Origin of the sequence: Streptomyces tanashiensis (genome assembly GCF_014648895.1) — a bacterium.
Lineage (GTDB): Bacteria > Actinomycetota > Actinomycetes > Streptomycetales > Streptomycetaceae > Streptomyces > Streptomyces tanashiensis.
Map to the genome: position 1 here is coordinate 983,856 of NZ_BMRZ01000002.1, position 13,978 is coordinate 997,833.

Below are 13,978 nucleotides of genomic sequence, written 5' to 3' on the forward strand. Positions count from 1 at the left end.
TTGTGGGGGCGGGCAGGTGCCCACCGAACACAGAGGTCGTCATGTCCGAACCGTCGGTGACCGACACACCCACCAAGGTCTTCCTCGTGGACGATCACGAGGTCGTCCGGCGGGGGCTTCGCGACCTGATCGACGACGAACCCGACATGGAGGTGGTCGGGGAGGCGTCGACGGCGGACGAGGCCCTGGCCAGGGGGCCCGCACTGCGGCCCGACGTGGCCGTGCTCGACGTCCGGCTGCCCGACGGCGACGGGATCACGGTCTGCCGCGAACTGCGCTCGCGGATGCCGGACCTCGGCTGCCTCATGCTGACCTCGTTCGACGACGAGGACGCCCTCATCGACGCGATCATGGCCGGGGCCGCCGGGTACGTGCTCAAGCAGATCAAGGGCTCGGACCTGGTGTCGGCGGTACGGACCGTGGCCACGGGCCAGTCGATGCTCGATCCCGCGACCACCGCACGGCTCATGCGCTCGCTGCGGGAACCCGAAACGGCCAAGGCTCCGGGGGACGAACGGCTCGCGGTGCTCTCCGAGCGGGAGCGGGCCGTGCTGGAACTGATCGGGGAGGGACTCACCAACCGGCAGATCGCCAAGCGGCTCTATCTGTCCGAGAAGACGGTCAAGAACCACATCTCCCGGCTGCTCGGCAAGCTGGGCGTGGAGCGCCGGGTGCAGGCGGCCGTGATCGCCGCGCAGGTCCACGAGCACGAGACCGACGCGTAGGCGTGTCTCACGCTGGTTCGTCCGGCAGCGGAACCCGCCATTCCAGCAGCGTGCCGCCGGTCGGCTCCGGCCGTGTGCGGACCGACAGCTCACCACCCAGACGTTCGGCGCGCTCGGCGAGGTTGCGCAGTCCGCTGCGGACCCCGCCCGGCCGGACGCCGACACCGTCGTCACTCACCGCCACAGCGAGGACACCGGCCTCCACGACGACCGACACCTCCGCCCTGCGGGCCCCCGCGTGCCGGGCCACATTGGTGAGGGCCTCACCGATCACCGCGACCACCTCGTCGGCGGTCCCGGCCGGCACATCCGTGTCGAGCAGGCCCTCCATCCGCAGGGCGGGGGCGAACCCGAGCGTCGGCACGGCCACGTCGACCGTCTTCACGACGCGGTTCCTCAGCTTCGACGCCGCGCCCGGCGTGTCGTGCTCCCGGAGGCCGAAGATGGTCGACCGGATGATCTTGATGGTGGCGTCCAGGTCGTCGATCGCCCTGGTCAGCCGGTCCACCGCCTCCGGATGCTCGATGAACCGGCGCGCGCTCTGCAGCGTCATGCCGGTGGCGAAGAGCCGCTGGATCGCCAGGTCGTGCAGGTCCCGGGCGATCCGGTCACGGTCCTCCAGGAGACTCATCTGCTCGGCGTCGCGCCGCCGGTCGGCCACTTCCAGCGCCAGTGCCGCCTGTCCGGCGAAGCCCGGCAGGGCGGTGGTCTCGGCGGGCGTGAACGGCGGGCGCCCTCGGAGCCGCGCGAGGATCAGCACGCCGCTCAGCCGCTCCTTCGTGCCGACGGTGACCGCCACCGCCGGGCCGAAGCCCTTCCAGCGTTCGGGCTGCACGGTGATGCGGGCGTCGCTCTCCACGTCGGCCACGGCGATCAGGCCGTCCCGGGTGAGGGCCGCGGCGGCCAGGGTCCCCTCGCTGCTGGGCAGCACCACACCCCGGTGGACCTCGGCGCCCGCGCCGCTGGCCAGCGAGCCCCGCAGTTCGCCGCCCGGTCCGACCAGGTAGAAGACCCCCATGTCGGCGCCCGCGATGTCGACGGCCCGCTCCAGCATCCCGTCGAGGACCTCCGCCTCCTCCGCACCGGACAGGAGGGCGCTCGCGAAGTCGGAGCTGGCGGCCAGCCAGCGCTGGCGGAGCCGGCCCTCCTCGTAGAGGCGGGCGTTCTCGATGGCGATGCCGGCCGCGACGGCCAGCGTCGTGACGACGGCCTCGTCCTCGGCGTCGAAGTCGGCCCCGCCCCGCTTCTCGGTCAGATAGAGGTTGCCGAACACCTCGTCGCGCACACGGATCGGGACACCGAGGAAGGTGTGCATCGGCGGGTGGTGCTCCGGAAAGCCGTACGAGGCCGGGTGCTCGGACAGTTCGGACAGCCGCAGCGACCGGGGATCGCGGATCAGTTCGCCCAGGATCCCGTGCCCGGACGGCAGCGCGCCGATCCGCTCGCGCAGAGCGTCGTCGATGCCGATGGGCACGAACTCGGAGAGCGTGTCGTCGTCACCGATGACGCCCAGCGCCCCGTACTCGGCGTCCACGAGGGTCACCGCCGCCTCCACGATGCCACGGAGCACCTGGGGCAGATCGAGCTCCCGGCCGACGGACATCACCGCTTCGAGGAGCCTGGTGAGCCGGTCCCTCGTCCCCCGTACCTCGTCGATCCGGGTCTGGAGCTCGTCGAGCAGCTCGTCCAGCCTCAACCGCGGCAGCCGCCCCTCCGCGGAGTCGGTCTCCTCCCGGCCCATCGAAACCTCCGGTCGCGTCATGCGCGCGAACGGCTCCGGCCGCGCCCGCCTTCACGGTAGTCCCGATGCCCTCCCCCTTCCTGCTGGGCGGGTCCACCGGAACGAGGCCCGCACCGGGCAGCACGGCCCCGAGGCCGGTCGGGCCCCGCTCTGGACCGTTCGGCCCTCGCGGGCCGCGCCCGGACCGGGGATGGTGAGGACGAGGGGCAGCTCAGTGCGACGGCACCGTCGGACCCGGCTCACCCCCGCGGCGTCCACCGCCCACGACGGCTTCGTACGAATCCCCGCGCACAGACAGGACGAACCGTGTCCCCCATCACCCTGACCCGCCCGCTCGTCACCTCTCTGGTCGAGGACGCGGTCACCGCGCCGTCGATGCACAACGCGCAGCCGTGGAGGTTCGTCCACCGGTCGGGCACCGACGTCATCGAGCTGCACGGCGACCCTTCACGCGAGATGCCTCACGCGGACCCCGACCACCGAGCCCTCCACCTCGGCTGCGGCGCCGCCCTGTTCGGCCTCCGTGTCGCCGCCGCCCACCACGGCCGGGAGGCCGTGCCCCGCCTGCTGCCCGCCCGTGGGGACCCCTGGCATCTCGCCGACGTGCACATCCGGCAAGCCCCGGGCGACGACGAAGGCCTGGCCGCCCTGCGGCCCGCGCTCCGGATGCGGCACACCAGCCGGTTCCCGTTCACCGAGGAGCAGATCGCCACCGAGATCCTGGACGGTCTCCGCGCCGCCGCGCTCCTGGAGGGCTGCCGGCTGGAAGTGCCGGGCGCCTGGCACACCGACACCGTCATGGGCCTCGTCCACACCTCCGAGCTGTTCGAAGCGACGGACGCCTCGGTCCGTGCCGAGATCGCCCGATGGATCCGGGCGGGCGAGGCAGATGAGGGCGCCGTGACGGAGGGGATCCCCTCGTACGCCCTGGGTCCCCGCCAGTACGACGTGACCTCTCCGGTCCGGGACTTCGACGTCCCCCGCCGCGTGGCCGACCGCCCTTCGGCGCGCTTCGAGAAGCGCCCCCAGCTCGTCCTCCTCGGCACGGTCGAGGACACCCCGAGCGACTGGCTGAGGGCCGGCCAGGCCATGCAGCGCGTGCTGCTCCAGGCGACTCTGGACGGTCTCTCCACCTCGCTCATGTCCCAGCCCCTCGAATGGCCCGAACTCCGCTCCGACGCGCGGGATCCGGTCTCCACGACCGGCCACGTCCAGATGGTGATCCGCCTCGGCTACGGGCCCCGTGGCAGGGCCACCCCTCGACGGCCGGCGCCCGAGGTGCTCGAATTCGCCTGACGGACCTGACCGGGGGGCCTGTCATTCCTCGCTGGTCCGAGGGGGCCGGTTATTCCTCGCCGGTCCCGGGGCCGCTGCCCCGCCGGAGCCGGCCGGACCACACGGGCTCCACCTGTTCCCACTCCCGCTCCCAGGCCGCGAGCCGGCCGCCCTCGGCGCACCGGCGTACGGCGGCGATCACACCCACGCCCACCGCCCCGGCGACGGCCGCCGCACCCGTGCCGCCCGCCAGAGCCGTCAGTGTGCGGTCCGCGCCACTGGCCGGCGGGCGGGCGGGAGCGCCGTTGTCGTCCACCCACACGGCCACCGTGCGCCCCTGCGGGGTCCGGGGCGGGACCTGGACGGTTCCCGACCGGTGGACGTTGTCGGGGTACTCCCAGACGGCCGGCGCGACGGACCGCGGGACGACGTTCTGCCGGCTGACGGCCGGCGGATCCACGGCCCGACCCGTCGTGGTCGCCTGCACCTGGTGCCGGTGGGCGGCGAGTGCACGGTCGGCCCGCGCCCCGGCGCTCCACAGCATCCCGGCGGCGACGGCCCCGCAGATCAGGGCGATCGCCAGGACGAGCACCAGGGCGGCGCGCCGTACGGCCCCGGTCCCCGGCACGCCGGACCCGGGGCCCGGCAGCTCCCGGCGGTTCATGCCGCACCTCCGAGCTCGCTTCCGATGGGGTGGGACCGAGCGGGCCGGCCGACGGGGCCGTCGCGAGGACGGGAGCGCCCGGCCCCGGAAGGAGCACTCTCCGTGGCCGCCCGCTCGGAAGGGGGAACGATGATCACGGGGCAGGCGGCGTGGTCCAGCAGACCGTGGACCGTGGAACCGAGCCGCGTGCCGGAGGACCCACCACGGCCCTCGCGTCCGACGACGACCGCGAGGGCCTCGCGGGAGGCCCGGGTGAGTTCCTCCACGGGGAGTCCGCGCAGGACCACCTGATCCAGCCGGACGTCCGGGTGGCGTTCGGCGCAGCCGGCGACCGACTCGGCGAGCAGCCGGTGGGGGCCGCCGAGGTCCTCGGTCCCGTCTCCTCGGGGCAGCGGGGGCCGGGGCCGTACCCAGACCGCCAGGAGCCGGGCCTCGCGCAGGCTCGCCTCCGTCGCGGCGAAGGCGACGGCGGTCCGGCAGTCCTCGCTGCCGTCCACGCCGACGACGATCAGCGGCGGGTGGACGGCCGTGTGCTCCGGTTCGCGGATCACGGCGACGGGGCAGTCGGCCCCTGCCGCCACCGGGACGGCGACGGAACCCTCGGCGAGGACTTCGGTGGCCCGGGCAAGGTGCCGTGAGCCCACGACGGCGAGTGCGGCACCCGGTGTCCTGTCGCGCAGCACGGTGGCGGGGGGCCCGTCGACGAGCTCCGTCGCGGTCCAGAGTCCTCCGTGCAGTTCCCGTACGAGGTCTTCGGCGTTGGTGAGCGCCGACTCGGCACGGGCGCGCGGGGAACCCCGGTGGGTGCGCACGGGCCCGTCGCCGAGCGGAGGCACGGCAACGACCAGGCGCAGCCGCGCGCCTCTGCGTACGGCTTCGTCGGCGGCCCAGACGAGAGCCCGGACGGACACGTCGCGCGGGTCGATGCCGACCAGGATGTCGTTCATGGCGCGTCGTCCCGCGAGGCGAAGGCGGCCGGGACGATCTCCACGGGGCAGTGCGCGTGGTGGATCAGGGCGTGCGCCACACGTCCCAGGGACGGTCCGACGCCGAGGGGGCGGCGGCCGCGCCCCATGACGAGCAGGTCCGTGTGGGCGCTCGCCTCGACCAGGATGCCGGGGGTGCTCGTGCCCGCCTCGACGTGGTGCCCGACGATCAGACGGGGGTAGAGCTCGCGTACGTCGTCGGCGAGCGCCTTGACCTCGTGCACGCGCCGGCGGGCGATCGCGTCGAGGTCGTCGAGCATGGTGGCGACGCTGCCCACGTGCGTGAGGACGTTCCACACGCTGACGATGCGCAGGGCCGCCTTGCGCGCGTCGGCCTCGGCGGCGGCGAGCAGCAGCCAGTCCAGGTCCGCGCCGTCGTGCACGGCCGCGGTCACCGAGCCTGTCCCGGGCCGGTCGCTCTCCCCTCGGACGACGATCACGGGCACCTCGGCCCGCGCCGCGACACCCAGTCCGACCGAGCCGAGCATGAGGGACGAGAAACCGCCGAACCCCCGGTTGCCGACGACGATCGTTCCCCGCTCCCCGGCGGCGTCCCGGAGTGTGGACATCGGCTCGTGACGGCTGAGCTCCCTGGTCACGGAGAGCTCGGGACAGCGTTCGTGGACGGCGTCGACCGTCCGGGTCAGCAGGTCGCGGCCCGCTTCCCGCACCGCCTGCATCGTCTCGGCGTCGGTCCAGTAGGCCCGCCGGTCCGTGTCGGCGGCATGGACCAGACGCAGGGCCCGGCCCCTGAGCTCCGCCTCGGCCGCGGCCCAGAGTGCGGCCGTATGCGCGGAAGGAGACCCGTCGACTCCCACGACGACGTCACCGAGCTCCGGCCGGACGGGATTCTCGCCGTTCATCGTTCCTCCTCCGGAGTACGCACCCGGGCGCCGGTGCGGCGCCCATGGAGCGGCACCTGCCACGTTGGCACCGCGGTGGTCCTCCTGGGATGGGCCGTTCGGTCCCCGATCGAGGCCGGCCCGGCCCCTCCTGCGTCCCTTGGCGTGAGCCGTCGGCGACGCGTCCCTTCATCCGTCTCCGGGCGAAGGGGCGGGGTCGTGCCGCGGGACGAGTGCGACGGGGCACGAGGCGTGGTGCAGGGCGCGGTGGGCGACCCTGCCGAGCTCCGGGCCGACCAGGCGGTGCCGGCGGCGGGCGCCGACGACCAGCAGGTCGGCGGCGGCGGCGCGTTCGGTCAGCACGCGGGAGGCGGGACCCTCGACCACGGTTCTGTGCAGCCGCACGCCGGGATGGGCGCGCGCCACCGGTTCAAGGGCCTTGTCGAGGAGTTCCGAGGCTCGGTGCGCGAAGGCCGCACCGGGTTCCGCCGTCGCGAGCGAGGGGTCGACCGGTTCGTGGCCGGATCGCCGCCAGGAGGTGACGACGTCGAGTTCCGCCTCCCGGACGGCCGCCTCGCGGAAGGCGAACCGCACGGCCGGCTCATCCACGTCGTGGTCGCCGACGCCCAGCAGGATCCGCCGGTGGCGTGCCTCCAGGCTGTGCCGGTCCCCACGGACGACGACGACCGGGCCGTGAGCCCGGGCGGCCACGACGAGACCGACGGATCCGAGCAGGACGTCCGCGATCGCTCCACGCCCCCGGGAGCCGACGACCAGGAGCCTGGCGTCCTGCCCCTCACGGAGCAGCGCGCTCTGGGCGTCCTCGGCGAGGACCTCCGTGGTGAGGGCGAGACCAGGGGCGCGGCGCCGGGCCCGTTCCGCGGCCGTTCGGACGACGTCTTCGGCAAGGATCTCGCCCGAGGGCCGGTCCTTGCTCCTTTCCGCCGCGACGCCTTCGTAGCGTTCCCACAGCGAGGCGTGCACGATACGCAGCGGGCATCCGTGCCGTACCGCTTCGTCGACCGCCCAGTCCAAGGCCGTCAGGCCGGCATCCGAACCGTCGACGCCCACGATCACGGGGCCTGCCGCCACGGGTGCTTCCATCCTGCCCACCGCCTTCCGCGTGCGTCGTCGCTCGTCGCCACGCGCGCACCGGGCCGTCGTGGCCGGCAGGGCCGGTCCGACCCGGCCGTGGCCCGTCCGGTACGCGACGGTGGGAACTGCTCCGCGTCCTCACGCGGGCGGGTCGTTCTCACCTTCAGGGAACCATGCCCGTTCACCCCTCGCCAGGGAGGTCCGGACCCGTCTCGGTGGCACACCCGGTGAGTGCACGCATAACGGGCCTCCTTCCATGGAACATAGGGCGCCATAGACGCCGATATCACCACCCGCGTCCCGCAGCCCCGGGCCCGGCGTGGTGTGGAGCCGAGGAGGACCCCATCTCCGCAACCCCACCGCCGACCCGCTCCGCGGACGCGCCGGGAAGCCAGCCCCAGGAAGCCGACCTGCTGCGGACGATGCTGCGCCGGCCCGAGTACCGGAAGGCCCTGGTGTTCTGCGGGCTGATCGGTGTTCCGGTCGCGCTCGTCGCCTTCTGGTTCCTCGTGGCGCTGAAGCAGCTGGAACAGCTGATCTGGACGGACTGGCCCAAGGACCTGGGCTGGAAGCAGGCTCCCTGGTGGTGGGGGCTCGTCCTGCTGCCGGTGGCCGGCCTCATCGTCGGTCTTGTGGTCGCGCGCCTTCCCGGTCGGGGCGGGCACATCCCGGCCGGCGGACTGCACTCGGGCGGGGTCTCGAAGGAGGCCTTGCCCGGTGTCGTCCTCGCCGCGATGGCCGGTCTGCCGCTCGGCGCCGTGCTCGGCCCCGAGGCGCCCCTGATCGCCCTCGGCGGCGGGCTGGCGCTGTTCTTCGCGGCCCTCGCCCGGGCGCCGCAGAACGAGTCGAGCACGGCGCTGCTCGGTGCGGCCGGGGCGGCGGCGGCCATCTCCGCGCTCTTCGGCAACCCGCTGGTGGGCGCCGTGCTGCTGATGGAGGTGGCCGGGGTGGGCGGGCCGCAGCTGTTCGCGGTGATGCTGCCGGCGCTGCTGACCAGCGGCGTGGGAGCGTTGATCTTCACCGGGTTCGTCCACTGGACGGGGCTGGCCACGGGGACTCTCGACATCGGCCTGCCCGTGCCACCGCCGCTCGACTGGGCGGACGTCCTGTGGGTGGTCGTCCTGGCGCCCGCCCTCGCGTTCCTCGTCCACGGGACCTTCGTGGGCGGCCGGTTCGCGGCACGCTTCGTGGCGGCCCGGACCGTACGGAACACCGTTCTGTGCGCGGCGGGCGCGGGGGTCTGCATCACCCTCTACGCCCTCGTCACCGGCCGCTCGCCGGCCGAGGCGGCCCTGTCCGGCGAGGCCGGGCTGTCCTCCCTGGCGGCGAACCCGCACGCCTGGTCGGTGGGGGCGCTCGTCGCGGTGCTGGCCTTCAAGGGTCTGGCGTACACGCTCTGTCTGGGCAGTCTGCGCGGCGGCCCCGTCTTTCCCTCCCTGTTCCTGGGAGGGGCGGCCGGGGTGCTGCTGGCGCCCCTGCCGGGCCTGGGGCTGGTGCCGGCGATGGCCATCGGCATGGCGGCCTCGGTGACCGCGGCCCTGCGGCTGCCCGTGAGCAGCGTGGTCCTGGTCGTGCTCCTGCTGGGCAACGTGGAGACGGTGGCGCTGGTGGTGCTGGCCGCGGTCATGTCCTTCGTCGTCACCCAGCTTCTGCCCCAGGGCCCGCGCATCCCCGCGTTCGGTGAGCACCCGGCCGGTCCGACGCGGCGCTCCCGACCCGGGCGGTCCTGAGCCGCTGGGGGGGCCGGGCGTACGCCCGCGCCGGGGCTCCGGGGTCGCGGATCGCAGGCCGCGGATCGCAGGCCGCGGGCCGCAGGTCGGGGGTCCCGGGTCACAGGTCGTGGAAGTCAGGTGCTCAGGGGGCGGTGCTGATGCGGGCGACGAGAAGGGCGATGTCGTCGTCCGCCGAGGCCGGCACGAGGTGGGTGAGCAGGGTGTCGCAGAGCGCCGACAGGGTCGGGGCGGGCTCGCCGAGCAGGTCGGTCAGTTCGGCGAGCCGTGCGTCGATGTCGCTGGTGCGGGACTCGACGAGGCCGTCGGTGTAGAGGACGAGGAGGCTGCCGGGGGGCAGCGTGACGTCGGTGGTCGTGAAGGCGATGCCGCCGACGCCCAGCGGCAGCCCCGGCGGTACGTCGATCAGGCGCACGGTGCCGTCGGGGAGGACGGCCGCGGGCGGCGGGTGGCCCGCACGGGTGATGCGGCAGTTGCCGGTGGCCGGGTCGACCACGATGGACAGGAAGGTCGCGAGCATCGGCTCGGCGAGATCGCGCAGTGCGGCCTCCAGCTGGTAGAGCATGTCCTCGGGGGCGAGATCGAGGCGGGCGAGGGCCCTGACGCTCGCGGAGAGCCGTCCCATCACCGCCGCGGCCCCGGTTCCGTGCCCCATCACGTCCCCGATGACGAGCACGGCTCTGCCGTCCTCCAGCGCGATGACGTCGTACCAGTCGCCGCCGACCTCGTTGACGTCGCTGGCCGGCAGGTAACGGTGGGCGACCTCGATCCCCGGCGGCGGGGTGATGTGCTGCGGCAGCATGCTGCGCTGCAGCACGACGGCGGTGTCGTGCTCGCGGCGGTAGAGGCGCGCGTTGTCGACGCAGACGGCGGCGCGGGCCGCCAGTTCGCCGGCGAGGGCGACCTCCTCCTTGGTGAAGGGGCCGACGGGACGGGTCCGGTAGAAGGTGGCCAGGCCCAGCACCACGCCCCGGGCGTGCAGCGGGACCATCATGAACGAGTGCACACCCAGCCGGAGCAGTGCCTCGGGGGCCGCGGAGTGGATCGCCGCCGGGGCGATGGCCTCCTCGTCGAACCGGGGGACGACGAACGGGCGGCGTGCGCCGAGCGCCCGGGTGTACGGCGCACTGGCGGGAAAGGCGAGCGTGCGTCCCAGCGGGGTGAGGACGGTCGTGACGGGTGACCCGGTGAGGGGGGCCTTGGCCAGCCGGCGCAGCGTGGTGCCGCCGACGAGGCCGGCGCCCAGCTCGCCGCCCGCGGCCAGGGTCTCCAGGACGTCGACGGTGACGGCGTCCGCGAGGTCGGGCACGGCGACGTCGGCGAGTTCCTGCGCGGTGCGTTCGAGGTCCAGGCTCGTGCCGATCTTGTGTGTGGCCTCGTTGACCAGGGCGAGCTGGCGCCGGCCCGCGTCGGCTTCGAGCTGCGCCCGCTGCTGGGCGGTGATGTCGATCAAGGTGGCGGCCAGCCCGATCGGGCGTCCGACGGCGTCCTCCAGCCGGACGTACGACCCCGACCACACGTGGTCGTGATCCGGGTCGGCGGGAGTGCGGCCGGTACGGCGGGAGTCCAGGACGGGCTTTCCCTCGTCCAGGGCCCTGCGCATCGCGCGCTCCATGTCGGCGGCGTTGACGTCGGGCAGGATCTCGACGAGGCGGCGCCCGATGTGCGCGGCCTGCGGAAGACCGTTCATCGCCTCCAGGGCCGGGTTGACGCGGAGGAACCGCAGTTGGGTGTCCAGGACCGCGATGCCCACCGGGGAACGGGAGAACAAGCCGTCCCACACCACCGACGAGCCCCGGATCTGCCGTGCGGCCTGCGCCTCCGCGGCGAACACCAGCACCGTCGTCCCACCGCGGTGCCGGGCGGGGACCGGGCACGCCCAGATCTCCAGGTCCAGCGGGCGCCCCTCCTTGTGCCAGGCGGTCACCGTGCCCATCACCCCGCGCCCGGTGGCCGCGCCCTCCCACAGCGAGCGGCCGAGGCTGCGGTCCGCGCCCGGATGGAGCAGGTCGGCGATGTGCCGGCCGAGCACCTCGCGCGGGGTGTGGCCGAGGAGGTCCTCCGCCGCGTGGTCCCAGCGGACGATCGTCCCGTCCGCGCTGGTGGCGACCACGGCGACGGGGAGCGCGCCCAGCCAGCCGCCCGCGTCACGGGCCGCACCGGTGATCACTTCGTCGAAGGGCACCTGCTGCATCGCCACCGCGATTCTCGTCCGTGTGCACCCATGGACGGCTGTCGTCGTCCTCAGTATGGGCGTGTGCCCGTGAGCCCGCACGGCGCGTACCGCCCCGCGGGCTCGTCCCGGTACCGCTCCGGGCCCGGCTCGTCCGGTGCCGCTCCGAGACCGGCCCGGAGCCGGCCCGGAACCGGTCGGTCGGTTCGCTCAGCGGAGTTCGCCCGCGCCCTCGAAGGCGGCAGCGGCGACGTCCGTTATGTAGTCGCCGTACTGCTTCCCGTCCCCCGTGCCGTTGGGGTTGAAGGAGTAGACCAGGCGGCGCTCGAGATCACGCGTGGCGAACATCCCGTTCTCCCAGCCGGGGCGGGAGCCCGTCTTGCCCCACACGGTGACGCCGTTCACGGTGAGCCGCATCAGCCCGCCGGGAGCGAAGCAGGCGGTGCCGGCCGCGCGGCAGTTCTTGTTGTCCGGCGCGTTGGGCACCTTGGGGACGGAGAAGGCCAGATCCTGCTGGGCCGGCGGAAGCAGACGGCCGCGGAAGAGGGCCGTCATGAAGCGGTCCAGGTCGGCGGCGGTGGAGATCATCCCGCCCTCCGCCCAGGGGTAGGGGCTCTGCTCGGTGACGTCGTCACCGTCGACGTACACGCGGGTGTGCGGGCTGGGGAGGGTGAGGTCGTCGGCGGCGGGCAGGCTGGTGTCCCGCAGCTGGAGGGGGCGGAGGATCCGCCGGTCGAGCTCGTGCCGGAAGGAGTGGCCGGTGACCCTCTCCACGAGCAGTCCGACGATCACCGTGTTGATCCCGTTGTACTGCTGGACCGTGCCGGGGGCGGGGCGGTGCTCGTTCCACCGCGGGTCCTGGGCGGCCAGGGCGAAGGTGTCCCGGACTCCGTCCCTGGGCGCGACGCTCTTCAGCCACCACCCCGGTTCCCCGCCGGGGGCCGGGGTGGGAGCCGGCTTGGGGAGGCCGCTGGTGTGGTCGAGCAACTGCCGCACCGTGGCCGAGCCGTACTCCGCCGGGATCAGGTCCGGGAGGTGGCGCCGCACCGGGTCGTCGATGCCGATGCGGTGCTCGGCGACCAGCTGCAGGGCCAGCGTGTGGGTGAAGACCTTCGTCACGCTGCCGATGCGGAAGTGGTCGTCGGCGGTGACCGGTCCGGCGGTGCCGGTCCACAGGGGGCCGCGGCCGGGTCCGTCGACTCTGACCAGTACGCCCGCGTGATGGCTCGGCAGGGGCGTGACCAGCTTCCGCAGGGGCTCGGGGTCGAAGGTGGACCCGGTGCTCGTCACGGGCGCCGGAGCCGGGCCGACGGCCGTCGCGGCGGGGACGCCGGCGGCGATCGTGAGGACCGATGCGGCGAGGCCGGCCACGGCGAGGCGTCGGAGGGTGGTCGGACGGACGCGCACGGGGTGCTCCGTTCTCCTGGTGCTGCGGGGCTCACTGCGCCCCCTGACACCTCAACTCTGCTGATTCCGGAGCCTGGTGACCATCAGTGATCACCCCGAGGCGACCCCGATCTCCCCGGCCCGGGCCCCTGGGGGTCGCCCCGGAGGCTCGTGGTCGGAGCGCTCGGCTCATGCCCTCGCCGGCCCGGGATCCCTGGAGCTGAGCCCCTTCCCGCCGCGTTCGCTCAGCCGTTGAGCAGGCGCCAGGTGGTGAGGGCCAGTCGTGCCCGGGTCAGGCCCGTGGGGGCGGTGAGGTCCAGGGCGAGGGTCCTGCCGATGTGGTCGAGGCGGCGGGCGATGCTGCTGTGGTGGAGGTGGAGGAGGTCGGCCGCGCGGCGGACGGAGGCGGTGGCGCAGTAGGTGTCCAGCGTCTCCCGTTCCTCCGGGGAGAGACCGTCGATCGCGGTGACGTCGCGGTTGTCCCGTACGGCTTCCTCGGGGATGTCCGCCAGGAGGGCCAGCGCGCCCAGGTCGCCGTGGTGGACGACGGGTTCGCGCGGGGTGGTGAAGCGGAGGGCCGTGCGGGCCTGGTGCCAGGAGCGGTCGGGGCTCCCGGTGGCGCCGATGCCCGCGCGTACGCCCTCGGGGATGCCCGTACGGTCCACGGTGGTGGCCAGGATGACGCCCACATCGGCGAGCGGCGCCGCCTTCACCGGGCGGGCCGGGCAGACGAGGGTGCCGACGCGGTCGAGCGGAAGGGCCGTGCGGACGGCGACGACGTGGACGGGGAGGTCGGGGGCGAAGCCCAGGAGCCGGAGCGCCCGGGCCCGGGCGGCGTCGTCGCTGTCGCAGCTGATGACCAGTTCGACGAGGGCGGGATCGGCCATGGTGGTGCGGGCGGGGCCGTAGCGTTCGGCGGCGGCGGCCGCCGCGAGGGCGAAGCGGTCGAGGAGGACCTCGTCGAGCGGGTTGGGCGGGCCGGGGCGCTCCAGCCAGACCGTGCCGATCTCCTCCTCGTCGAGGACGATCGGCGCCTCGGTGGACGCGGGGGCCCGCGGGCCGGAGGCCTGTGTGCCGTGGGGTGAGACGCGGGTCGACCGGCCGGTGCCGTGGAGGCGTATCCCGGCGACGCACTCGGCCAGGCCGGCCGAGGCGCGGGCGAGGGCCGGGAGGTCGACGCGCCGGCGCATGAGGGTGTCGTAGAACGCGACGATGCGCATGGCGCCGTCGACGTACGGATCGAGTCCCGACAGCCGTACGGCCAGTGCCTCCATGGCAGAAGGATCGCAGAAGGAGGGCGGGACGGGGGCGCGCCGTCCGGTGCGTGAGGGGGCCCGGACGCGCGACGGTCGGCGGGTGAC

The 13,978-nt window shown here is 74.1% G+C and carries 11 protein-coding genes; 3 read left to right on the forward strand and 8 right to left on the reverse strand.

From position 1 onward, the window contains the following. Positions 1-41: 41 nt before the first annotated feature. Positions 42-725 carry a response regulator gene (locus tag IE237_RS09905; RefSeq protein ID WP_189801418.1) on the forward strand — a complete coding sequence of 228 codons (684 nt, stop codon included), beginning with the start codon at positions 42-44 and terminating at the stop codon, positions 723-725. 7 nt (positions 726-732) lie between these two features. Here IE237_RS09905 and IE237_RS09910 read toward each other — a convergent pair whose 3' ends face one another. Beyond that, positions 733-2,466 carry a sensor histidine kinase gene (locus tag IE237_RS09910; protein ID WP_189801649.1) on the reverse strand — a complete coding sequence of 578 codons (1,734 nt, stop codon included), beginning with the start codon at positions 2,464-2,466 and terminating at the stop codon, positions 733-735. 306 nt (positions 2,467-2,772) lie between these two features. On the opposite strand from IE237_RS09910, the gene IE237_RS09915 reads away from it, so the two are divergent. Continuing rightward, positions 2,773-3,762, forward strand: coding sequence for an Acg family FMN-binding oxidoreductase (locus IE237_RS09915; protein ID WP_229842493.1), 990 nt, complete (start codon positions 2,773-2,775; stop codon positions 3,760-3,762). Between the two features lie 49 nt (positions 3,763-3,811). Here the strand turns inward: IE237_RS09915 and IE237_RS09920 are convergent, their stop codons facing one another. The 4 genes from IE237_RS09920 to IE237_RS09935 form a co-directional block, all read right to left on the reverse strand. Further along, a complete protein-coding gene (locus IE237_RS09920; RefSeq protein WP_189801419.1) occupies positions 3,812-4,405 on the reverse strand; it encodes an Rv1733c family protein in 594 nt (197 codons plus the stop codon). Then, complete coding sequence (locus tag IE237_RS09925; protein WP_189801420.1) at positions 4,402-5,352, reverse strand: universal stress protein; 951 nt, start codon at positions 5,350-5,352, stop codon at positions 4,402-4,404. Before IE237_RS09925 ends, IE237_RS09920 begins: the two co-directional genes overlap by 4 nt. Next, positions 5,349-6,254: a universal stress protein gene (locus IE237_RS09930; protein WP_189801421.1), complete on the reverse strand. Its 906-nt coding sequence runs from the start codon at positions 6,252-6,254 to the stop codon at positions 5,349-5,351. Before IE237_RS09930 ends, IE237_RS09925 begins: the two co-directional genes overlap by 4 nt. 168 nt (positions 6,255-6,422) lie before the next feature. Continuing rightward, complete coding sequence (locus IE237_RS09935) at positions 6,423-7,337, reverse strand: universal stress protein (protein WP_189801422.1); 915 nt, start codon at positions 7,335-7,337, stop codon at positions 6,423-6,425. Between the two features lie 413 nt (positions 7,338-7,750). Here IE237_RS09935 and IE237_RS09940 point away from each other — a divergent pair, with 413 nt between their 5' ends. Further along, complete coding sequence (locus IE237_RS09940) at positions 7,751-9,058, forward strand: chloride channel protein (protein WP_189801423.1); 1,308 nt, start codon at positions 7,751-7,753, stop codon at positions 9,056-9,058. A 124-nt stretch (positions 9,059-9,182) separates the two neighbouring features. On the opposite strand, the gene IE237_RS09945 is transcribed toward IE237_RS09940, so the two are convergent. The 3 genes from IE237_RS09945 to IE237_RS09955 form a co-directional block, all read right to left on the reverse strand. Further along, positions 9,183-11,252, reverse strand: a complete 2,070-nt coding sequence (locus tag IE237_RS09945) for a SpoIIE family protein phosphatase (protein WP_189801651.1) — start codon at positions 11,250-11,252, stop codon at positions 9,183-9,185. Between the two features lie 189 nt (positions 11,253-11,441). Further along, a complete protein-coding gene (locus tag IE237_RS09950; protein WP_229842494.1) occupies positions 11,442-12,638 on the reverse strand; it encodes a serine hydrolase domain-containing protein in 1,197 nt (398 codons plus the stop codon). A 224-nt stretch (positions 12,639-12,862) separates the two neighbouring features. Next, positions 12,863-13,891 carry a helix-turn-helix domain-containing protein gene (locus IE237_RS09955; RefSeq protein WP_189801424.1) on the reverse strand — a complete coding sequence of 343 codons (1,029 nt, stop codon included), beginning with the start codon at positions 13,889-13,891 and terminating at the stop codon, positions 12,863-12,865. Between the last annotated feature and the right edge of the window lie 87 nt (positions 13,892-13,978).